The sequence below is a fragment of the Nocardiopsis ganjiahuensis DSM 45031 genome (assembly GCF_000341085.1).
Lineage (GTDB): Bacteria > Actinomycetota > Actinomycetes > Streptosporangiales > Streptosporangiaceae > Nocardiopsis > Nocardiopsis ganjiahuensis.
In genome coordinates, this window is the sequence record NZ_ANBA01000016.1 from 15,397 (window position 1) to 36,169 (window position 20,773).

The window sequence follows — 20,773 nt, forward strand, 5'->3', positions numbered from 1 at the left end:
CGGGGGCGGGACGGCGGTTCGGAAAGGGGTCAGACGGTGTCGACGAAGTCGACGTCCTCGGCCCGCAGGGCGCCCACCTCGTACTGGACCTCAGCCGGGCTGAGCACCCGGTCCTTGGCGTGGAAGACCCAGTCCACGTCCTGTTCGTAGGAGCGGTGCTCCGGGGATCCGAGCAGGCCGTCGGCGATGAACCACAGGTTGAAGTTCACCGACATCGGGGTCTCGGGGTAGTAGGGCTGGCCGTGCCGGGCGACCTGCCGGCCGTCGATGTAGTACGTGACCTGTTCGTCCGCGACGGTGAACACCAGGTCGCGCCAGCCCTCGTGGCTCTCCTCGATCACGTCGTGGACGTTGACCGCCTCCCACGGGTCGGACCTGTAGGTGTCCCAGGTGGTCATGTACATCGACAGCTCGTTGCCGCCCCAACCGCCGTTGGGCAGGTACTCGAAGTCGATCTCCCCGTACTGCGGGTCCATCGGGAAGTCGAGGGGCGTGATGCTGAAGAAGGTCTGCACGACGTGGTCCCCGTCGGGTCCGGTCGTGGGCGCGTCGGTGAACCGGACCCGGGCGGCGTAGGTGCCCTCGTGGAACTTGCGCTCGTGGTACACCTCGGTCTGCTCGGTACGGGACTCGTCGGTGTGGGACTCCAGGCGCATCACCGTCTCACCCCCGGAGCCCTCGAAGGTGACGTTGGCCGGGTCCCAGACGGCGCCGGGCACCCCCGGGCCGCCACCGCCCGAGCGCACCGTCCAGCCGTTCCGGCCGACCGCGGGGTCGTCGTGCGCCGTGTAGTGGAAGTCGTCGAACAGCACGCCGGTCCGGGCCGCGGCGCCCTCCTCGGCGGAGGTGAGGACGGCGTCGGTCGGTTCGGCCGAGACGGCGGCGAGCAGGCCCGCGCCGAGCGCGAGCGCACCGGCGCCGGCGAGGACGGCGGGGAGGGGGCGGAGGGTTCGGGTACGGGTGGAGGGGGTGTGGGGAGCCGGGGTCCGGCGTCCGTTCTTCTCGTGCACAGGGGGTCCTCTCAGCGGGTAGAGGTGCTGCTGACGTGTTCGGGGATTCGGGGTTCGGGGTTCGGGGGACTCCTCTCACTCAGGCCGGTTCATCCCTTGACCGCGCCGGCGGTGAAGCCGGTGGTGACCCGGCCCTGGAGGACCAGGAAGATCGCCAGCACGGGCAGCATGAACAGGCTGGAGGCGGCCATGGTGGCGCCCCAGTCGGTACCGAAGGTGTTCTGGAAGGACGCGAGCCACACCGGCAGGGTCCGGTCGGTCTGGTCCTTGATGATGAGCATGTTGGCGAAGGCGAACTCGTTCCACGCGGTGATGAAACCGAACAGCGAGGTGGACAGCAGGCCGGGCGCCAGCAGCGGGAAGACCACCTTGCGGAAGGCCTCGGCGCGGGTGGCGCCGTCGACCATCGCCGCTTCCTCCAGGTCCGGCGGCACCGCCGCGATGAACCCCCGGAGCGTCACGATGGTGAACGGCAGCGTGATCATGAAGTACACGAGGGTGAGCATCGGCAGGCGGTCGAGCATGTCGGTGTCACGGGCGATGACGTAGACGGGGATGAGCATCGCCTCCCACGGGGCCATCTGGGCGATGAACACCATGAGGAGGAAGCCGCGCCGCCCCTTCCAGTTCATGCGGGCCACCGCGAAGGCTGCGAGCAGACCGATGCCCAGTGACAGCAGGACCGCGCTCACCGTGACCAGGAGGCTGTTGCGCCAGTACCCCCAGAAGTTGTCGGCGCCGACCGCGGTGCGGAAGTGGTCGAGGGTGAGGGCGGTGGGCAGGAAGAGCGGGTCCGGGGACTGGATGAGAACGGTGGGCTTGAACGCCGTCAGCACCATCCAGTACACCGGGAACGCCATGACCGCGAACACGGCCAGGGCGGCCAGGGCGAAGGGCAGTCTGCGCCAGAGGGTCGCCGGGTTCACCTCAGCGCCTCCTGTCGGTACATGTGGCGGAAGTACACGACGAGCACCAGCATGAGGATGACGACGGTGATCGTGGACGCGGCCCCGGCCAGGTCGTAGCGGTGCTGGAGCGTCGCGATCCGGAACGCGTACACCTGGAGGATCGTGGTGGCACCGCCCGGACCGCCCTGGCTGATCGCCCAGATCTGCGCGAAGGCCTTGAACACCCAGATGATCTCCAGGCAGGTGATGAGGCCGAAGATCGTCCGGGTCATGGGCAGGGTGATGGTGGTGAACAGCCGCCAGGGCCCGGCGCCGTCGATGCGCGCCGCCTCGTAGAGCTCGTGGGGGATCGTGGTCTGGGCCGCGTACAGGGTGATCGCGGCGAACGGGACCGACTGCCAGACCACGAGGACGACGATGATCCAGAACGTGGCGGTGCCGCTGGCGAACCAGGAGTAGGACTGGAACGAGGTGAACCCGGCCCGGACCAGCAGCCAGTTGACCACGCCCAGTTCGGACTGGAACATCCACTGGAAGATGGTGGTGGCGGCGATGACGGGGGTGGCCCAGGTGAGGACCAGGGCGCCCATCACCAGGAGCCGGGCCCCTCGCCCCAGCCGCATGAGCAGCAGGGAGACGAGGGTCGCCAACACCATGATCAGGGTGACGTTGGCGATGGTGAACCCGAAGGTGCGCCGGACCACGTCCCAGAACACGGGGTCGTCGAGGATCTCCCGGTAGTTGTCGAGCCCCACGAACGCCGCGCCGCCGTTGACGAGTTCGCCCATCCGGAAGTGCTGGAGGGAGATCACGATGTTGCGCAGCAGCGGGTAGAGCAGCAGGTAGAGCGCGCCGAGCACGGTGGGGGCCACGAGCAGGTAGGGGACGGCGCCGCGGATCAGGGCGGTGCGGCGGGCCGGGGCGGAGCGGCGGTTCGGGGCGGAGCGGCGGTTCGGGGCGGAGCCGGTGCCGCCCCCGGGACCTCGGCGTCCGGGAGCTCGTCGACCGGGACCGGCGCCGGAAGCGCGATCGCGGTCCGCACCTGTGCGGTGGCCTGTGCTGGGCACGGTCAGCCGGCGTTGAGGGTCGAGGTGATGGTCTCGGAGACCCGGGCCCCCGCCTCCGCCGGGTCCGTTCCGGTGAGGACGGCGGTCTGGAACTCCTTGATGACTCCGCTGGCCTCCACCGCCGCCCATTCCGGGGAGTTGGGGGTGGCCCGTCCGTTGTCGGCGGCCGCCTGGGCCATGACACCGGCGCCCTCGTTGTCGGCCAGGGCGTCGGTGAGGGTGGTCTTGTTGGGCGCGTAGTTCATCTCCGCGGCGATGCGGCGCTGCCACTCCTCGCCGACCAGGGCCTGGAGGACCGTGTAGGCGGCGTCCGGGTTGCCGGAGGCGGCCGGGATGACGAGGTCGGAACCACCGACGAACACGGTCCCGGAGAGTTCGTCCGTGGGTCCGGGGATCGGGAAGAAGCCGAGCTTGCCCGCCAGCTCCGGGTTGGCCTCGACGATCCCGGCGGCACCGCCGGGGGCGGAGATGATCTGGCCGACGTCTCCCCCGGCCATGACCTCGATCTGCGGCGGTTCGGCCTCGTCGGAGTCGCGGGGGCCGTTGCCGTGCGCCTGGAGCTGCGCGTAGTACTCCATGGCCGCGGCCGCCTCGGGGGTGTCCAGGGTGCCGGTCCACTCCCCGTCGTCCTCGACCGCGAAGTCGCCTCCCTCGTCCCACAGGAACCCGGCGAACACGTACCAGTTCTGTCCCGGCAGGTAGATGCCCTGCTGGTCGCCCCCGTCGAGGATCTCGGAGTACTCGAGCCACTCCTCGCGGTCGCGCGGCGGCTCGGTGAGCCCGGCCGCCTCCCAGAGTTCGGTGTTGTAGATGACCACGCGGTTGGCCCCGTAGAAGGGGATGCCGTACTGACGGCCTTCGAAGGCACCGGGTTCGGCGAGACCGGGCAGCCAGTCCTCCCCGCCGAGTTCGTCGACCCGGTCGCTGAGGTCGGTCAGTCCGCCGCTGGCCGCGTACTGGGCGACCTGGGAGTTCCCGGTCTCGATGATGTCGGGGGCGTCGTTGCTGGCCAGGGCCGCGGTGACGCGTTGGCCGATACCGTCCCACTCCTGGATCTGGATGTTGAGGCCGACGTCGGGGTGCTCGCCCTCGAACTCCTCCTGGAACTGGGCGATCAGTTCCTCGGTGAGGCTGTCGCGCATGATCCACACGTCGACGGTCGGGTCGGCCCCCTCGTCGGTGGAGGAGCACCCGGCCAGGAGCACGAGGGAGAGGAGGGCACCGGCCACGCAGGAGCCGGCCACCAGTGGCGGGGACGGGCGGGGGTGCGGGACGCGGAATGCGGGGACGAGGGGTTCGGGTGTGGGGGGAGCGGACTTCACGAAGCACCTCGATGCCTTCTGTGATCTGACCAATTGGTCAACCGAAGTCTGTTGACTGCCGAAAATGGCATAGACCAATTGATCCCGTCAAGAGCTTCGCCGAAGACCGCGAACCACCAGAAGACATGGGATGTCGGGCGGGACGGCGGGATCATCCCTGCCGGAGGCCCGACCACTGGCAACTCCACTGGTCAGAAACTGGTCAACAGCAACACTCCCCAGAAACGGGTGCTGGTGCCATACTGGTCAACATGGCTGCCAGTGATCGTCCCCCGAGCGCGAACGGCACGGCCGAACGTCGCGCCGACCCCGCGAACGGGGTTCTCAAACGCGACATGGTGCGCGACCACCTCCTCGACCTGGTGGACGAGCGCCGCCCAGGCGACGTCATCCCCTCCGAGCGCTCACTGTGCGCTCGGCTCGGGGTCTCCCGTCCCACCCTGCGCGCGGCCGTGAACGAGCTGGTCGGCAACGGTCTGATCGTGCGTGAACACGGTCGGGGCATGTTCGTGGCGCCCGCCAAGATCACCCAGGAGATGGTCTCCGAACAGCGGCCCTTCGCGCTCCCCCAGGCGGTCGGGGTGTGGTCGAGTTCGGTGCTGGAGTTCGCGACCGTGCCCGCGGGCGCCCGGGTCGGCCGCAGGCTGCACGTCTCCCCCGCCTCGAGGATCACCTACGTCGCACGGCTGCGGCTGGTGGACGGCCAGCCCATGGCCATCGAGTACCTGCACGTCCCGGTCGACCGGGTCCCCGGCCTGTCCCGGGAGGACGTGGCCTCGGACTGCTTCTACGACCGGTTGCAGGAGCACCACGGCATCGAGGTCACCGAGGCCGTGCAGACCATCGAACCCACTGTCACCAGCGAGGCCGAGGCCCGGCTGCTGGAGGTCCCCGAGTTCTCTCCCGCGCTGCTGTTCGAACGGCTGACCAGCGACTCGGCGGGCCGCCCCGTGGAGTACGTGCACTCGATCTACCGGGGCGACCGGTACCGGATCATGTCGCGGCTGGCCCTGGATCCCGCCTCCCGTGGTCGGACCGCCTCCGGCCACGAACACCACCCGGGGATCCCGCCGGGGGACCTGGACCCCGCCTTCACCCCGACGACCAGCGGTGACGTCCAACCGTCCTGAACGGGACCCTCCGCGCCCGTCCAGGGATCGTGTGGCTGGGACCGGTGACGGACCCCGAGGCATCCGCCGCAGTGTGAGAGGGCGGGCGCCCCGTCCGCGGATGCCCCGTTCCGCGGGCTCAGGACCGGCGACGGACTCAGAACCCGAGCGCCAGGCGGACGCCCAGGGTGAGCATGATGACCGCGATGGCCCCGTCGAGCACCCGCCAGGCGCCCGGACGGGCGAAGACCGGGCGGAGCAGCCGCGCGCCGAAGCCCAGCGAGAAGAACCACAGGAAGCTGCCGGCCACGGCGCCGCCCGCCCACCACCAGCGGGCTTCTCCGGCCTGCTGGTTGGCGACCGACCCGAGGAAGAGCACGGTGTCCAGGTAGACGTGCGGGTTGAGCCAGGTGAGGGCGAACGCGGTGAGGACCGCGGCCTTGAGCCCGGTGCGCCCGCGGGCCTCGGCGGGCCGGGTCGCCAGAGCGCCGCCCGACCCCACGGGCACGCTCTCGCGGTCCGCGCCGGGGACGCCCTCCGCCCCGGGGTCGTTTTCCGCCGGAACCAGGGCCTGCGCCCGGCCTGGACGAAGCGCCCGGTGGGCGGCGAGCAGGCCGTACACCACGAGGAAGCCCGCACCGAGCAGGCGGACGACCACCATGGCCGTGGGAAGCGCCTCGAGCAGACCGCCGACGCCCGCGACGCCGGCGGTGATGAGCAGCGCGTCCGACACCGCGCAGAGCAGGACCACCGCCAGGACCGTGGTCGGCCTGCCGTCGATGCCGAGCCGGAGCAGGTACGCGTTCTGGGCGCCGATGGCCACGATGAGCGCCAGGCCGGTGCCGAGGCCCATGAGGGCGGGGAGAAGGGTTTCGTTCACGGGGAAAGCCTCCCCCACCTGCTTCATGCAGTAAAGCTAAACTTTCTCAGAACCCCTAAGAGATGCTTAGGAAAGCACGTCAGGAGCCCGGGATGCCCTTCCAGTTCGACCACCTGCGCACCCTGACCGCTCTCGTCGACGAGGGCACCTTCGAGGCGGCCGCCCGCCGCCTGCACGTGACCGCGTCGGCGGTGTCGCAGCGGGTCCGGACGATGGAGCAGACCGCGGGCAAGGTCCTGGTGCAGCGCACCAACCCGGTCGTGCCCACGGAGGCGGGCGACGCGGTGCTGCGCTACGCCCGGCAGGTGCTGCTGCTGGACCAGGACGTGCTCTCCGCGCTCCAGACCGCGGAGCACGGGGACGGCCACGCGCAGGTGCCGCTCGCCGTGAACGCCGACAGCCTGTCCACGTGGTTCATGGAAGCGCTCGCCGAGCTCCCCCCGGAGCTGGGCGCCGTCTTCGAGATCCACCGCGAGGACGAGGAGCACACCACGGGCCTGCTGCGGTCGGGGGCGGTGATGGCGGCGGTGACGTCGACCCCGGAGGCCGTCCAGGGCTGCTCCGTGGAAGGGCTCGGCGTCATGCGCTACCACGCGGTGTGCAGCCCGGCCTTCGCCGACCGCCACCGCACCGAGTCCGCCGACTGGCTGGTGGAGGCGCCGGTGGTGAACTTCGACCGCAAGGACGATCTGCAGGACCGCTTCCTGCGCGGCCTCGTCGGTCAGGGCGCGCGCGGCCCCCGCCACTACGTCCCGGCGTCGGAGGACTTCGCCCGTACCGTGCTCCTGGGTTTCGGCTGGGGCATGGTCCCCGAGCAACAGTCCGCCGAGGCACTGGCCGAGGGCCGGCTGGTGCCGCTGGCCCCGGAGCGCCCCGTGGAGGTCCGGCTGTACTGGCAGCGCTGGAACCTGAGGTCACCGCTGCTCGACGAGGTCACCCGGTGCGTCCGCGCCGGGGCCGCCCGGCACCTGCACCCGCTGTAGAGCGCCACCGGGCCCCTAACATGTGAGGCCGGACCCCGCCCCTGGTGGCCGACCCTGGTAGGAGTGCATGACCGAGAGCGAGAGACTTCCCGCGGACGTGACGGACGTGCTCGAGAGGATGCTGGAACCGGGCGATCCGGTGCACGCAGCGCTCCGAAAACAGGTTCCTCATCTGCGCCTCCGCTCCCGCTGCACCTGTGAGTGCGGCACCGCCTACTTCGAGATCGACGCCGGGGCCGTGGAACCGGCTCCGATCAACTCGGGCAGCCCGGTGGTGGCCGACGCCCAGCTCGTCACCGAGGAAGAAGAGTCCCTCGGCGAGGTCCTGGTGTTCTCCTACGGCGGCTACCTGACCAGCCTGGAGGTCTGCTCCTGGAGCGACGGCATCAAACCCACCCTGGCTGACGCGCGCCGCTGGCTGCGCCCCTACGACTGATCCCCGGCCGAACGGCTCAGGGCTTTCCCACGGTGCTCTCCCGGGTGACCAGGGCGAAGCCGGGCCGGACCCGCCTGGGTTCGACGGCCTTGCCCTCACCCTCGGCCAGGCGTTCCAGGAGGGCGTCCGTGGCCGCCCGGGCGATGGCCCCCTTGTGCGGGGCGACGGTGGTGAGGGTGGTGGTGCAGTAGCGCCCGTCCTCGATGTCGTCGAAGCCGACCACCGCCACGTCCTCGGGGACGCGCAGGCCCCGTTCGGTGAGGGTGCGCATGGCGCCTATCGCGACGAGGTCGTTGTAGCAGAACACCGCGTCCGGCCGGACCCCAGAGTCCAGGAGGCGGGCCATGGCCCGGGCGCCGTCCTCGCGGGTGTAGCCGTCGGTGACCGCGACGAACTCGTCCCCTGTGGGCCGCCCGTTCTCGGTCATCACCTCGCGCCACCCCCGCAGCCGCTGGTGGGCGGCCTGCCGGGCGTAGCCGTGGCGGGCGCCGAGGAAGGCGACGCGCCGCCGGCCGATCTCCACCAGGTGGGCGGCGGCGGTGCGGGCGGCGGCGACGTTGTCGATGGCGATGTGGTCGTAGGGCGCGTCGTACTGGCGCTCCCCCAGGAGCACCAGGGGCGCGTCGCTGTCGCGGGCGAGCAGGTCCTCGTTCTCCAGCTCGATGGGGCTGAGGATGAGCCCGTCGATCACCCGGGCCCGGAAGCCCTGGGCGAAGAGGATCTCCTGGTCGCGGCGGCCGCCGGTGTGGTCGAGCAGGACGATGTAGTCGAGTGTGCTCGCGTACGCGATGACGGCGTCGGCGAGCTCGGCGAAGTAGGGGTTGCCGAGCTCGGGCAGGGCGAGGGCGATCATCCCGGTCCTGCCCTTGCGCAGGTGCCGGGCGGTGAGGTTGGGGCGGTACCCGAGCTCGTCGATGACCCGCTGGACGCGCTGGCGGGTTGCGGGTGTGACGTGCCGGTAGCCGTTGACGACGTTCGACACCGTCTTGACCGACACCCCCGCCCGTAGTGCGACGTCCTTCAGACTGACGACCACTCGTTTCCCCTCCCCGGGCCACCGGATCGCTGCGTCCGGGGCCATCATCTTTTCCATCGTTACACAACACGGGCGCGCTCTCTGCCCAACGGCGCTGACAGGCTGCTTTCCCTGATGCCGAGGGCATTTTTGCGCCCCCGGGTGTCCGAAGGGTTTCCGTTCGGGGTCCGGGAAGGGATCATCGGCTGCTGTGCCACCTCGGCGGATTCAGCTTTCCCACGTTGTAAAAATGTGGGCGGCTCTGCTGGGTTCGTCGACGGCGCCCTGGGGCCTGCCCCCGGTCATCGTGGTAACGGCGCAGGTCGGCTCAGCCGGGGTCGCGGTTCCGGCTGAACCGACCTGCGCCTTCTCCGTGCCGTCGCGGCACGGAACCGTCCGGGTCCTGGACCGGCGCGAGCCGGGGCGGGTTCGGGACGTGGCCTCCGGGGCCGCGTCCTCCGTCCGTTCCCTGACTGCTCTCGGACGCTCGACCGGGTGCTCCTCAACAGCCGGTCGGGCGTTCTCGCGCTCTCGCTCGGCGGTCCCGGCGGGCCCGCGCCCGGGTTCGGGGGGCGCGTGTGACCATGCTGGACGCACCGGCCGGGAGGCGCTATCCGAGACCTTTCGGGGTGCCGTGCTCCTGGTCGAGGATGGCGAGGTCCCGTTCGGTGACCACCCCGAAGTAGAGCGCCTTCTCGATGAGCACCTGCGCTCGCCACCCGACGCCCTGGCCGTTGCCCTCCAGGTCGACCCTGAACTTCTCCTTGAGCAGGTAGTCGACGTGGGAGTTGACGGCGGACGTGCCGATGTTCACGCGCTCGGCCACCTGCCGCTGGGGCGGGACGGGCGGGTTGAGGCCGCGCAGCTGGGGTTCGCAGTAGGCGACCAGGACCCGGTAGTAGGTGTGGAACCGGTCCATCCGGAAGCTGGTGGCCTCGGTGCGCTCGCCGGTGTTGTCGTGCCAGTCGCTGTCGCTGTCGCGCAGGTGCGGGACCAGGACGCCGGCGCAGGCCGCCGGGGCCATCACCAGGAAGCTGTGCTCGCCCGCGGCTCCGGGGATGCGCACCCGGGAGGTCTCGAAGGGCACCAGCATGCCGTGGGTGTTCGGCGGGACCTGGACGAACCCGGCCAGCCGCTCGGTGTTCTCCACGATGTAGGACCTGTTCTGGCTGATGTTGCTGATCCGCCAGTGGTCCCCGTACGACGTGATGTCCCCGGCGTGCCGGTGCACGGCCAGGTCACCCGCGGCCAGCTTCATGTCCACGTCCCGGTTGCGGCCGCCGCGGCCGAAGGTCCGGGTCTGGCCCGGGGCCAGGTGGTGGGTGTCCATGGGTGTGTCGCTGTCGTAGTCCTTCTGGACCGTGACGAGCTGATCGGGGTCGTCGATCAGGAGGGGGTGCGCGCTCATAAGCCGTCTCCAGGGGGGCGGGGAGAAGCCCGCGGGGAAGGGCCTGCCCCCGCAGGATACTTCCTGTTCCCTCGTGCGGCGGGTATGTCGCGGCTCCGGCGGGGGTTCACGCTCCGGGCCGCTGTCCGCCGTAGGTTGGTGACGGCACCGGCCGCCGAGCACTGATTGCGCTGAGAACACCGAGAACCCCGAGGGCACCGAGGAGTATCCATGGGTCTGAACGCGACACCGGTCGACCTGGGCAGGTACGGCGTGTGGCTCCGCCACCAGGACGTCGACGAGGACGTCGCCGCCGAGGTGGAGCGCCTCGGCTTCGGCGCGCTGTGGATCGGCGGGTCCCCCTCGTCCGATCTGGAACCGGTGGCCACGGCTCTGGCCGCCACCTCGCGGCTGGCGGTGGCCACGGGGATCGTCAACATCTGGGCGGCACCGGCCGAGGAGACCGCCGAGGCCTTCGGCCGCCTGGAGAAGGCCTATCCGGGCCGTTTCCTGCTGGGGATCGGGGCCGGCCACCGGGAGGTCAACGGCCCCGAGGCGGTCAAACCCCTGCAGGGGATGCGCGACTACCTGGACGTGCTGGACCGCGGGGGTGTCCCGGCCGACCGCCGGGTGCTGGCGGCGCTGGGCCCGAAGATGCTCGAACTGAGCGCCGAGCGCGCCGCGGGCGCGCACCCCTACCTGGCCGACCCCGCCCACACCCGGACCGCGCGCGGCGTGCTCGGGGACGGGCCCCTGCTGGCCCCGGAGCACAAGCTGGTGCTGGGCACCGACGTCGCGTCCACCCGGCGGCAGGCCCGGGAGGGGATGTCATTCTACCTGGGGATGCGCAACTACGCGGCCCACCTGGAGCGGTTGGGGTTCACTCGGGACGACCTGGCCGACGGTGGCAGTGACGAGCTGGTGGACGACCTGGTCGCGCAGGGCGGCCCGGAGGACGTGGCCGCCGTGCTGCGCACGTACGCGGCGGCCGGGGCCGACCACGTGGTGGCCCAGCCGCTGCCCGGGGAGTGCGGCCTTCTCGGCACCCTCGCCCGGCTGGCCCCGGCACTGACCGAATGACCGATGGCCCGGCCGGCCGTCCGACCGGCCGGCCCCGGCCAGGGACGCGATCGGTCGCGCGGCGTCCCGGTTCGGGGGCGCGGTCGCTGACCGGTACCGGTCAGCGACCGCGGGCGTCGGCGCCGGCGGAGGCCCTCATCCCCTGACGGGGGACCTCGGTCCGGCCGGTGGCCCTCAGTCCCGGTAGAGGTCCTCCAGATCCTTGCCGTAGCGGTCCACGACCACGCGGCGGCGGAGCTTGAGCGAGGGCGTCAGCTCCCCGGTGTCCGGCCCCCACTCGCCGGACAGGATCCGGTGGCGCTTGACCTGCTCCGGACGGCTGAGCCGGGCGTTGGCCGCGGCCACCGCGCGCTCGACCTCCGCCGCCACCTCGGGGTGGGCGGCCAGGTCGGCGCCCTCGGCCCCGATACCCCGCTCACGGGCCCACAGCATCGCCATCTCGGAATCGAGGACGAGCAGCGCGACCAGGTAGGGGCGGTTGTCGCCGTGCGCGAGGGCCTGGCCGATCAGCGGGTGCTCCTTGAGGGTGTTCTCCACCAGCGCGGGCGACACGTTCTTGCCGCCCGAGGTCACGATGATCTCCTTCTTGCGGTCGGTGATCCACAGGAAGCCGTCCTCGTCGATCCGGCCCACGTCCCCGGTGGGGAACCAGCCCTCGTCGTCCACGGCGGGGTCCACCGAGCCGTCCGGCCGGAGGTAGCCCTGGAACATCGAGGGGCCGCGCAGGAACACCTCTCCGTCCTCGGCGACCCGGATCCGGACGCCGTCGAGGGGGCGGCCCACGGAACCGAGGCGGTGGCCGCCGTCCGAGGGCCTGTTGAGGGTGGCCACGCCCACGGACTCGGTGAGGCCCCACACGTCCATGACCTCGATGCCCAGTGAGGCCCAGAAGCGGAGCACGTCCACCGGCATGGGCGCCGAGGCGCTGGAGGGCAGGACCACCCGGTCCAGGCCCAGGCGGGCGAGCAGCGGGGTGAGCACGGAGGAGTGGACGCCCCGGTACCGCTCCTCCAGTTCGGCGGGGACCTCCTCGCCGCGTTCGCGGTACTCGCTGTACTCGGTGGCGACCTTCCGTGCGCCGTCGACGACGGCGGCGATCTCCTCGGGCAGGGCGGCGAGGGAGGCGCGCACGGCCGTGGCGAGTTTCTCCCAGACGCGCGGCACCCCGACGAAGTGCGGGGGCCGGACCTCGGGCAGGACTCCGGCCAGGGCGGCCGGGTCGGCGCACATCCACACGTGTGAGACGCGCAGGAGCGGCAGGTAGAGGGTGAGCAGGCGTTCGGCGATGTGGGCCAGCGGGAGGTAGCAGACGTGGCTGGGGTGGTCGGGCAGGTCCACGGCGGCGTCGAGGGAGGTGGCCTGGGCGAGGACCTGCCTGTGGGTGATGGCCGCGCCCTTGGGGTCGCCGGTGGTGCCCGAGGTGTAGACGACGGTGACGAGGTGGTCGGGGGTGAGGTCGTGCCGGCGGTCGAAGGCCCCGGCGGGAACGGTCTCGGTGAGGCCCGTGTAGGGGGTGTGGCCGCGCCCGGGGTCGGGCCGCTCCACCACGACCAGGGTTTCGAGGGGTGTGTCGGGGTCGTCGAGGAGCTTCTCCCAGGGGGCCGCGACGGCGGCGTCCTCCACCACGGCGAGGCGGGCGCGGCTGTGCCGGGCGATGTAGCTGATCTGTTCGGGGGCGGCGGAGGAGTAGACGGTGGTGGGGACGGCCCCGACGTGGACGAAGGCCATGTCGGAGAGCCAGTGTTCGGGCCGGTTGCCCATCATCAGCAGGACGTGGTCTCCGGGGCGGACCCCGAGGGCGGCGTAGCCCTCGGCGAGCGCCGCGACGGTGTCGTGGGCCTGGGCCCAGGTGAGGGTGGTCCAGTCGGTGGCGCCGGACTCGCGCCAGGACAGGGCGGGGAGGTCGGAGTGCTCGCGTGCGTTGCGCAGGAACAGCTCGGGGAGGGTGCGGTTCGTGGGGTCGTCCGTGGTGCCGGGAACGGAGGTCATGTGTACTCCTGGGCAGCTTCCTCGACGGTGTGATCCAGAACACACAGGAGCCTAACACCGCGGCTTTCCGCGAAAAGGGGAGCAGTTCCACCCGCCTCCCCCGTGCGGGAGCCGCCAACACCTGGACAGTTCGGAAACCCAGGTGCTACTCATGGGTAACACTCATACGTAACCGCCGGTAACACCAGCCCGCCGGTCTCGCCGTCCCACCCCGGGACCAGCCCCACCCGCCCCGGGCCGGTCCCCGTACCACCCAAGGAGCCACCCCCGTGTCCGACTTCTCCCTCCAGCTCCCCGAAGAGATCAGCGACGTCCGGGACTGGGCCCACGGGTTCGCCGCCGACGTCATCCGCCCCGCCGCCGCCGAATGGGACGAGCGGGAGGAGACCCCCTGGCCGATCATCCAGGAGGCCGCCAAGATCGGCCTGTACTCCCTGGACTTCTTCGCCACCCAGGCCTTCGAGGAGAGCGGCCTGGGCATGCCGGTGGCGATCGAGGAGCTGTTCTGGGGCGACTCCGGAATCGGCCTGTCCATCATGGGCACCGGCCTGGCCGCCGCGTCCCTGAGCAAGACCGGCACGCCCGAGCAGATCGGCGAGTGGGCGCCGCAGATGTTCGGCACCCCCGACGACGTCAAGCTCGCCGCCTTCTGCGCCTCCGAGCCCGACGCCGGCTCCGACGTCTCGGCGATCAGGACCCGCGCCGTCTACGACCAGGCCAAGGACGAGTGGGTCATCAACGGCGTCAAGACCTGGGCCACCAACGGCGGCATCGCCGAGGTGCACGTGGTGATCGCCTCGGTCGAACCGGACCTGGGCTCGCGCGGCCAGGCCTCCTTCGTCATCCCGCCCAACACCCCGGGGCTCTCCCAGGGCCAGAAGTTCCTCAAGCACGGCATCCGCGCCTCGCACACCGCCGAGGTCGTCCTGGACAACGTGCGCGTGCCCGGCTCCTGCCTGCTGGGCGGCAAGGACAAGCTCGACGAGCGCCTGGCCCGCGCCCGCGAGGGCAAGCGCTCCAAGGGCCAGGCCGCCATGAAGACCTTCGAGGCCACCCGGCCCACCGTGGGGGCCATGGCGGTGGGCTGTGCGCGGGCCGCCTACGAGTACGCCCGCGACTACTCGGTCCAACGCGAGCAGTTCGGCAAGCCCATCGGGGACAACCAGGGCGTGGCCTTCCTGCTGGCCGACATGGCCACCCGCATCGACGCCGCCCGCCTGCTGGTCTGGCGCGCCGCCTGGATGGCCCGCAACGGCAAGGACTTCACCTACGCCGAGGGCTCCATGAGCAAGCTCTACGCCTCCGAGACCGCCACCTTCGTCACCCAGAACGCCCTGCGCATCCTGGGCGGCAACGGCTACACCCGCGAGTACCCGGTCGAGCGCTGGCACCGCGACGCCACCATCTTCACCATCTTCGAGGGCGCCAGCGAGATCCAGAAGCTCATCATCGGCCGCACCGTCACCGGCCTGCCGATCCGCTGAACTCGGAGGACACTCCTCCGCAGGGGTGAACCCGCGGGTGAGCGGGGAGGCTCAGGGGCAAGGAGGTGAGGCCGGTGTTCGAATGGCCCACACTCGGCGTCCTGATCGCCGTCGCCGTGCCCATCATGATCATCTTCCTGGTGCTGGGCATCTTCCAGATCGTCCAGCGCCAGGCGGAACGGGCCATCCGCTCACCCGAGTACTGGGACGAGGTCCCCGACGGCAAGCGCTACCCGACCGGCTGGGACGAGGAGGAATCCTCCTCAAGGCCGGCCTCCGAGGGGAGACCCGGACCGGAGGGCGGGGAGGCCGAACCGGACACGCCCGAGAACGACGACAGGTAACCCCTCAGGCCGCTCGGACGGCGTGGGCGACGGTGACGATCTCGCCGCTCGCGCCGGTCAGCGGCCCCCGCCGCCGGTCCCCGTAGCGCTCAGCCACCTGGAACCCGGCCCCGGCCAGGAACCGGTCGATCTCCTCGGCCGCGGTGAACCGCAGCACGCCCCGGTCCACCCGCAGCGGCTCACCGTCGCGCGCGGCGGTGGTCTCGGTCAACGTGACCACCCCGTCCACCACCGACTCCACCCGGTGCTCCACCCGCAGTTCCCGCCCGTGGTGATCCACCACCTCGGCGGCGTTCTCGGGCGTCCAGCGCTCCCAGGCCCGCGCGGCCGGGTTCCGGGTGCCGAACACGAACCGCCCGCCCGGCCGCAGCGCCGTGCGGACCGCCGCGAGCGAGTCCCGGAGCTCCTCGTCGCCGACGAACACCTGGAACGCGTTGCCGGCCATGATCACGAGGTCGAACTCCCCCTGCCACTCCGGCCGCCGGGCGATGTCCACGGCCCTGCCCTCGGCCCACTCCACGTCCCGGCGCGTACGCGCCCGCCGCAGTGAGGGCAGGTCGGGGTCGATCCCGCAGAGCCTGCCCGGGTGCCCCTCGGCCCGGGCCCGGTGCAGCATCGTCCCAGTCCCGCACCCCACGTCCAGCACGGCCTCGGCCGCCATCACGTGGGAGAGGTAGAAGTCGTCACAGGGAGCCCAGGGGTTGAGCACGTCGTAGAGCGCGGCGACGTCGTCGTCCGAATACGCGTGTGGGTCCATGCGCGGCAGTATCGCCAACCCTCCGCGCGACCGCACTCGGTTTTCGTGTGCGCCCCGGGTGCGGGGATGCGGGTCGGCCCACCCTGTCCACTGTTCGGCCGGACGTCTCGGAAGCCTCCTCCGTTCCCCTCCCGGAACTCCGGTTCCTTCACAGTGCCGTTCCCCTCGGGTATTAAGCGACTCCTTAGGTCGGCGTTGACCCGCCGACCACGTTCGGTGTGCACTGCATCACACGCAACGCGAGGGAGTGTGCATGCAGGTCCCAGCACCGTTCGAGTACGAACGCGCGACCAGCGTCGACCACGCGATCGGTCTGTTGGACCGGTTGGGTGAGTCCGCGCGGCTGGTCGCGGGCGGCCACAGTCTGCTGCCGATGATGAAGCTCCGGCTCACCGACCTGGAGTACCTGATCGACATCAACGAGCTCCACGGGGAGCTCGGGTACGTGCGGGTCGAGGGGGACGAGGTCCGGGTCGGCGCCATGACACGGCACCGTGAACTCCTGGAGTCCGACGTGCTCGCCGGGGTCTTCCCCGTCTTCCGTGAGGCCGAGCGGGTGATCGCCGACCCCGTCGTGCGCAACCGCGGCACGCTGGGCGGATCCCTCTGCCAGGCCGACCCCTCCGAGGACCTCTCGGCGGTGTGCGGTGCCCTCGACGCCGTGTGCGTGGTCCGCGGACCCCGGGGGGAACGGCTGGTACCGATGGTCGAGTTCCACCGCGGCCCCTACGAGACGGCGCTCGGGCAGGGCGAGATGCTCGTCGAGGTGCGCTTCCCGGTGAGGCCCGGCGGGGTCAGCGCCTTCGAGAAGGTCGAGCGCCGCGCCGGCGACTGGGCCGTGGCATCCGCGGCCGCCGCCGTGTGGCTGGACGGGGGCACCATCACCCACGCCCGGGTCGGACTGGCCGCCGTGGGCTCCGGCACCGTGCGGGTCGAGGGGATCACCGAGGCCCTGAGCGGGCAGCGCCCCTCCGAGGAGCTGTACACGAGGGCGGGCCGGATCGCCGCCCGGAGCTGCGACCCCGCCACGGACAGCCGGGGCAGCGCCGAGTACAAGCGCCACCTCGCCGAGGAACTCACCCGACGGACGCTGCGCCGCGCCGTCGCCGGAACCGGGAAGGCCTGAGCATGCGCGTCACCATGACCGTCAACGGCGAAGAGGTCACCAAGGAGATCGAGAGCCGTCTCCTGCTGGTGCACTTCGTCCGGGACCACCTGGGGCTCACCGGCACCCACTGGGGGTGCGACACCAGTAACTGCGGCACCTGTGTGCTGTGGATGGACGGTGAACCCGTCAAGTCCTGCACCGTCCTGGCCGCGATGGCGGGAGGCAAGGAGGTCCGCACCGTCGAGGGCCTGGCCACCGACGGCGAGCTCGACCCCGTGCAGAGGGGGTTCATGGAGTGCCACGGCCTCCAGTGCGGTTTCTGCACCCCGGGGATGATGATGACCGCCCGCGCCCTGCTGGACCGCAACCCCGACCCGTCCGAGGACGAGGTGCGCGAGGCCATCTCCGGGCAGATCTGCCGCTGCACGGGCTACGCCACCATCGTGCGCTCGGTGCGCTGGGCGGCCGAGCACGAGGCGGCCGAGAAGGCCGCCGCCTGCCCGGCACGGCCCGAGTGCGGGGCCGCGTCCGACGGCGCCGAGGAGGGGGTTCGATGACCACGGTGAACGACCACAAGCCCGTCGGCCACGGCAGGATGCTCCGCAAGGAGGATCCCCGCTTCGTGCGCGGCCGCGGCCGGTACGTGGACGACGTCCAGCTGCCCGGGATGCTGCACCTGGCGATCCTGCGCTCCCCTGTGGCGCACGCCCGGATCGTCTCCATCGACACCAGCGCCGCCGAGGCGCACCCCAAGGTGAAGGCGGTCGTGACCGGCGCGGCCCTCGCCGAGAAGGGCCTGGCGTGGATGCCGACCCTGTCCAACGACGTCCAGGCGGTCCTGGCCACCGACAAGGTGCGCTTCCAGGGCCAGGAGGTCGCCTTCGTGGTGGCCGAGGACCACTACTCGGCCCGCGACGCCCTGGAGCTCATCGACGTCGAGTACGACATGCTCACCCCGGTCGTGAACGCCCGTACCGCCCTGGCCGAGGGCTCTCCGGTGATCCGCGACGACCTGGAGGGCAAGGCGGACAACCACGTCTTCGACTGGGAGACCGGCGACGAGGCCGCCACCGAAGCGGTGTTCGCCAGGGCCGACGTGGTGGTCACCGAGGACATCGTCTACCCGCGCGTGCACCCGGCGCCCATGGAGACCTGCGGCGCGGTCGCCGACTTCGACTCCGTGGAGGGCCGGCTGACGCTGTGGTCCACCACCCAGGCGCCGCACGCCCACCGCACCCTGTACGCGATGGTCGCGGGGCTGCCCGAGCACAAGATCCGGGTCATCTCCCCCGACATCGGCGGCGGCTTCGGCAACAAGGTGCCCATCTACCCCGGGTACGTGTGCGCGATCGTGGCGTCCCTGGTCATCGGCAAGCCGGTCAAGTGGATGGAGGACCGCTCCGAGAACCTCGTCAGCACCGGGTTCGCCCGCGACTACATCATGCGCGGCGAGATCGCCGCCACGCGCGAGGGCCGCATCCTGGGCATCCGCACCAACGTGCTCGCCGACCACGGAGCGTTCAACGCCCAGGCGGCTCCCACCAAGTACCCGGCGGGGTTCTTCGGGGTGTTCACCGGCAGCTACGACATCGAGGCGGCCTACGCCAAGATGACCGCCGTGTACACGAACAAGGCCCCGGGCGGCGTGGCCTACGCGTGTTCGTTCCGGATCACCGAGGCCGTGTACCTGGTCGAGCGGATCGTGGACTGCCTCGCCCACGAACTGGAGATGGACCCGGTCGAGCTGAGGTCGAGGAACCTCATCCGGCCCGAGCAGTTCCCGTACACCACCAAGACCGGATGGGTGTACGACTCCGGCGACTACGAACCCACCCTGCGCGAGGCGGTGCGCATCGCCGGGTACGAGGAGCTGCGCAAGGAGCAGGCGGACAAGCGTGCGCGCGGCGAGCTCATGGGCATCGGGGTCTCGTTCTTCACCGAGGCGGTCGGCGCCGGACCGCGCAAGGACATGGACATCCTCGGCCTGGGCATGGCGGACGGCTGTGAGCTGCGCGTCCACCCGACCGGCAAGGCCGTGGTGCGGCTCTCGGTGCAGTCCCAGGGGCAGGGGCACGAGACGACCTTCGCGCAGATCGTCGCCGAGGAGATCGGCATCCCGCCGGACGACATCGACGTGGTGCACGGCGACACCGACAACACCCCGTTCGGGCTGGGGACCTACGGCAGCCGGTCCACGCCGGTGTCGGGGGCGGCCGCCGCGGTGGTGGCGCGCAAGGTGCGCGACAAGGCGCGCATCATCGCCTCGGGGATGCTGGAGGTGTCGGTCGCGGACCTGGAGTGGACGAAGGGCGCGTTCTCGGTCAGGGGCGACCCCGAGCGGTCGGTGACCATCCAGGAGATCGCGCTGCGGGCCCACGGCGCCGGTGACCTGCCCGAGGGGATCGAGGGCGGTCTGGAGGCCCAGGTCTGCTACAACCCCGAGAACCTCACCTACCCGCACGGGGCCTACATCTGCGTGGTCGACGTGGACCCGGGGACGGCGCAGGTGAAGGTGCGCCGCTTCGTGGCCGTGGACGACTGCGGGACCCGGATCAACCCGATGATCATCGAGGGCCAGGTGCACGGCGGTCTGACCGACGGGGTCGGGATGGCGCTCATGGAGATGATCTCCTTCGACGAGGACGGCAACTGCCTGGGCGGTTCGTTCATGGACTACCTCCTGCCGACCGCGCTGGAGGTCCCCGACTGGGAGACCGGCTACACGGTGACACCGTCGCCGCACCACCCGATCGGCGCGAAGGGCGTGGGCGAGTCGGCCACGGTGGGGTCTCCCCCCGCGGTGGTGAACGCGGTCGTGGACGCGCTGAAGCCGTTCGGGGTCCGCCACGCGGACATGCCGCTCACCCCCTCCCGGGTGTGGGACGCCATGAACGGCCGGGCCGAGCCGTCGTTCTGACCGTGGCTCCGAGGCCGGATCCGGGGCGCCGGTCCCCACCGAAGCACCACCAACAGCAGCATCCAGGAAGGGGTGGGCCACGCGATGGCCGCCGTTGACCTGTCGGACCGCGGGCGCGAACTGCTCGCCGGCAGGGTGCCGTTCGTCGAGGCGACCGTGGTCCGGGCGCAGGTCCCGGCCTCGGTCCGGCCCGGGGACGGAGCGATCGTCCTGCCGGACGGTTCCATCGAGGGTTTCGTGGGCGGGCAGTGCGCGCAGGGTTCGGTGCGCACCGCCGCCCTCGGCGCGATCCGCGACGGCCGCAGCGTGCTGCTGCGGGTGCTGCCGGGCGAGGACGAGCCCTTCCCGGAGACCCCGGGAGCGCACGTGGTGGTCAACCCCTGCCTGTCCGGCGGCGCCCTGGAGATCTTCCTCCGGCCGCGCCTGCCGGACCCGGTGGTCGGGGTGGTGGGCGAGTCCCCGATCGTGGCCGCCCTGCGGGGGCTCGCCCCGCCGCTGGGGTTCGTGGTCGAGACCGGGGCGGACACGTCCGTGGTGGCGGGCTCGACCGCCGTGATCGTGGCCAGCCACGGCGGCGACGAGGCGGCGGTGATCCGCGCCGCCCTGGACGCCGGGGTGGGCTTCGTGGGGCTGGTGGCCTCCCTGCGGCGGGGCGCCGCGGTGCTGGACGCCATGGACCTCGACCACTGCGAGCGGGGACGGGTCCACTCCCCCGTGGGCCTGGACATCGGGGCGAGCACCCCGGCGGAGATCGCGTTGTCGATCCTCGCCCAGCTCACCCGGGCGGTCCGCGTGGACGGCCTGGCGGCCCCCGCCCCGGCCGCCGGTGAGGGGTCCGCCGTGAAGAGCGCGGTGGACCCCGTCTGCGGGATGAGCGTGACCGTGGGGCCCACGACCCCGCGGCTGGAGACCGGCGGCCGGGAGCTGTGGTTCTGCTGCCCCGGCTGCCGTGACCGGTACAGGGCGGAGGGGTAGCC

At 71.4% G+C, this 20,773-nt stretch carries 19 protein-coding genes; 10 read left to right on the forward strand and 9 right to left on the reverse strand.

The window, feature by feature from the left end:
• Positions 1–29 precede the first annotated feature (29 nt).
• From D458_RS0122700 to D458_RS0122715, 4 genes are all read right to left on the reverse strand, one after another.
• Positions 30–1,010 carry a glycoside hydrolase family 16 protein gene (locus tag D458_RS0122700; protein WP_017589031.1) on the reverse strand — a complete coding sequence of 327 codons (981 nt, stop codon included), beginning with the start codon at positions 1,008–1,010 and terminating at the stop codon, positions 30–32.
• Between the two features lie 89 nt (positions 1,011–1,099).
• Entirely contained in the window at positions 1,100–1,936 is an 837-nt protein-coding gene (locus tag D458_RS0122705) for a carbohydrate ABC transporter permease (RefSeq protein WP_017589032.1), read from the reverse strand.
• A complete protein-coding gene (locus tag D458_RS0122710; RefSeq protein WP_239648044.1) occupies positions 1,933–2,790 on the reverse strand; it encodes a carbohydrate ABC transporter permease in 858 nt (285 codons plus the stop codon). The genes D458_RS0122705 and D458_RS0122710 overlap by 4 nt, the downstream gene beginning before the upstream one ends.
• 197 nt (positions 2,791–2,987) lie before the next feature.
• A complete protein-coding gene (locus tag D458_RS0122715) occupies positions 2,988–4,307 on the reverse strand; it encodes an extracellular solute-binding protein (RefSeq protein ID WP_239648045.1) in 1,320 nt (439 codons plus the stop codon).
• A gap of 251 nt (positions 4,308–4,558) precedes the next feature.
• Here D458_RS0122715 and D458_RS0122720 point away from each other — a divergent pair, with 251 nt between their 5' ends.
• The gene (locus D458_RS0122720) at positions 4,559–5,437 is read left to right on the forward strand and encodes a GntR family transcriptional regulator (RefSeq protein ID WP_051049753.1); all 879 of its coding nucleotides are present in this window, start codon (positions 4,559–4,561) and stop codon (positions 5,435–5,437) included.
• 136 nt (positions 5,438–5,573) lie between these two features.
• Here D458_RS0122720 and D458_RS0122725 read toward each other — a convergent pair whose 3' ends face one another.
• Complete coding sequence (locus D458_RS0122725) at positions 5,574–6,296, reverse strand: LysE/ArgO family amino acid transporter (protein WP_026119593.1); 723 nt, start codon at positions 6,294–6,296, stop codon at positions 5,574–5,576.
• A gap of 92 nt (positions 6,297–6,388) precedes the next feature.
• Here D458_RS0122725 and D458_RS0122730 point away from each other — a divergent pair, with 92 nt between their 5' ends.
• Entirely contained in the window at positions 6,389–7,279 is an 891-nt protein-coding gene (locus D458_RS0122730; RefSeq protein ID WP_017589037.1) for a LysR family transcriptional regulator ArgP, read from the forward strand.
• Between the two features lie 67 nt (positions 7,280–7,346).
• Positions 7,347–7,715: a hypothetical protein gene (locus D458_RS0122735; RefSeq protein ID WP_017589038.1), complete on the forward strand. Its 369-nt coding sequence runs from the start codon at positions 7,347–7,349 to the stop codon at positions 7,713–7,715.
• Between the two features lie 16 nt (positions 7,716–7,731).
• Here D458_RS0122735 and D458_RS0122740 read toward each other — a convergent pair whose 3' ends face one another.
• Both D458_RS0122740 and D458_RS0122745 read right to left on the reverse strand, forming a co-directional pair.
• Entirely contained in the window at positions 7,732–8,751 is a 1,020-nt protein-coding gene (locus D458_RS0122740) for a LacI family DNA-binding transcriptional regulator (RefSeq protein ID WP_026119594.1), read from the reverse strand.
• Positions 8,752–9,340: 589 nt separating this feature from the next.
• A complete protein-coding gene (locus D458_RS0122745; protein ID WP_017589040.1) occupies positions 9,341–10,138 on the reverse strand; it encodes a hypothetical protein in 798 nt (265 codons plus the stop codon).
• Between the two features lie 210 nt (positions 10,139–10,348).
• Between D458_RS0122745 and D458_RS0122750 the strand changes: the two genes are divergently transcribed.
• Positions 10,349–11,197 carry a TIGR03620 family F420-dependent LLM class oxidoreductase gene (locus D458_RS0122750; protein ID WP_017589041.1) on the forward strand — a complete coding sequence of 283 codons (849 nt, stop codon included), beginning with the start codon at positions 10,349–10,351 and terminating at the stop codon, positions 11,195–11,197.
• Between the two features lie 174 nt (positions 11,198–11,371).
• Here D458_RS0122750 and D458_RS0122755 read toward each other — a convergent pair whose 3' ends face one another.
• Positions 11,372–13,186 carry an AMP-dependent synthetase/ligase gene (locus D458_RS0122755; protein ID WP_017589042.1) on the reverse strand — a complete coding sequence of 605 codons (1,815 nt, stop codon included), beginning with the start codon at positions 13,184–13,186 and terminating at the stop codon, positions 11,372–11,374.
• Positions 13,187–13,455: 269 nt separating this feature from the next.
• Between D458_RS0122755 and D458_RS0122760 the strand changes: the two genes are divergently transcribed.
• Together D458_RS0122760 and D458_RS0122765 are read left to right on the forward strand one after the other, a co-directional pair.
• Positions 13,456–14,670: an acyl-CoA dehydrogenase family protein gene (locus D458_RS0122760; protein WP_017589043.1), complete on the forward strand. Its 1,215-nt coding sequence runs from the start codon at positions 13,456–13,458 to the stop codon at positions 14,668–14,670.
• 74 nt (positions 14,671–14,744) lie between these two features.
• Positions 14,745–15,014, forward strand: a complete 270-nt coding sequence (locus tag D458_RS0122765; RefSeq protein ID WP_017589044.1) for a hypothetical protein — start codon at positions 14,745–14,747, stop codon at positions 15,012–15,014.
• A 4-nt stretch (positions 15,015–15,018) separates the two neighbouring features.
• Here the strand turns inward: D458_RS0122765 and D458_RS0122770 are convergent, their stop codons facing one another.
• On the reverse strand, positions 15,019–15,771 hold the full coding sequence (locus D458_RS0122770; RefSeq protein WP_017589045.1) for a class I SAM-dependent methyltransferase: 753 nt from the start codon (positions 15,769–15,771) through the stop codon (positions 15,019–15,021).
• A gap of 253 nt (positions 15,772–16,024) precedes the next feature.
• Here D458_RS0122770 and D458_RS0122775 point away from each other — a divergent pair, with 253 nt between their 5' ends.
• From D458_RS0122775 to D458_RS0122790, 4 genes are all read left to right on the forward strand, one after another.
• Positions 16,025–16,897 carry an FAD binding domain-containing protein gene (locus D458_RS0122775; protein WP_017589046.1) on the forward strand — a complete coding sequence of 291 codons (873 nt, stop codon included), beginning with the start codon at positions 16,025–16,027 and terminating at the stop codon, positions 16,895–16,897.
• Positions 16,898–16,899: 2 nt separating this feature from the next.
• Positions 16,900–17,436 carry a (2Fe-2S)-binding protein gene (locus D458_RS0122780; RefSeq protein ID WP_017589047.1) on the forward strand — a complete coding sequence of 179 codons (537 nt, stop codon included), beginning with the start codon at positions 16,900–16,902 and terminating at the stop codon, positions 17,434–17,436.
• Positions 17,433–19,796 (forward strand): aerobic carbon-monoxide dehydrogenase large subunit, encoded by a 2,364-nt coding sequence (locus D458_RS0122785; protein ID WP_017589048.1) that lies wholly within the window; start codon positions 17,433–17,435, stop codon positions 19,794–19,796. Before D458_RS0122780 ends, D458_RS0122785 begins: the two co-directional genes overlap by 4 nt.
• Before the next feature lie 84 nt (positions 19,797–19,880).
• Complete coding sequence (locus tag D458_RS0122790) at positions 19,881–20,771, forward strand: XdhC family protein (RefSeq protein ID WP_040702720.1); 891 nt, start codon at positions 19,881–19,883, stop codon at positions 20,769–20,771.
• Positions 20,772–20,773: the final 2 nt, after the last annotated feature.

Coding starts and splice junctions, on each gene's coding strand:
- D458_RS0122720 (WP_051049753.1), top strand. CDS start 4,559: ATGGCTGCCAGTGATCGTCCCCCGAGCGCGAACGGCACGGCCGAACGT.
- D458_RS0122730 (WP_017589037.1), top strand. CDS start 6,389: ATGCCCTTCCAGTTCGACCACCTGCGCACCCTGACCGCTCTCGTCGAC.
- D458_RS0122735 (WP_017589038.1), top strand. CDS start 7,347: ATGACCGAGAGCGAGAGACTTCCCGCGGACGTGACGGACGTGCTCGAG.
- D458_RS0122745 (WP_017589040.1), bottom strand. CDS start 10,138: ATGAGCGCGCACCCCCTCCTGATCGACGACCCCGATCAGCTCGTCACG.
- D458_RS0122750 (WP_017589041.1), top strand. CDS start 10,349: ATGGGTCTGAACGCGACACCGGTCGACCTGGGCAGGTACGGCGTGTGG.
- D458_RS0122755 (WP_017589042.1), bottom strand. CDS start 13,186: ATGACCTCCGTTCCCGGCACCACGGACGACCCCACGAACCGCACCCTC.
- D458_RS0122770 (WP_017589045.1), bottom strand. CDS start 15,771: ATGGACCCACACGCGTATTCGGACGACGACGTCGCCGCGCTCTACGAC.
- D458_RS0122775 (WP_017589046.1), top strand. CDS start 16,025: ATGCAGGTCCCAGCACCGTTCGAGTACGAACGCGCGACCAGCGTCGAC.
- D458_RS0122780 (WP_017589047.1), top strand. CDS start 16,900: ATGCGCGTCACCATGACCGTCAACGGCGAAGAGGTCACCAAGGAGATC.
- D458_RS0122785 (WP_017589048.1), top strand. CDS start 17,433: ATGACCACGGTGAACGACCACAAGCCCGTCGGCCACGGCAGGATGCTC.
- D458_RS0122790 (WP_040702720.1), top strand. CDS start 19,881: ATGGCCGCCGTTGACCTGTCGGACCGCGGGCGCGAACTGCTCGCCGGC.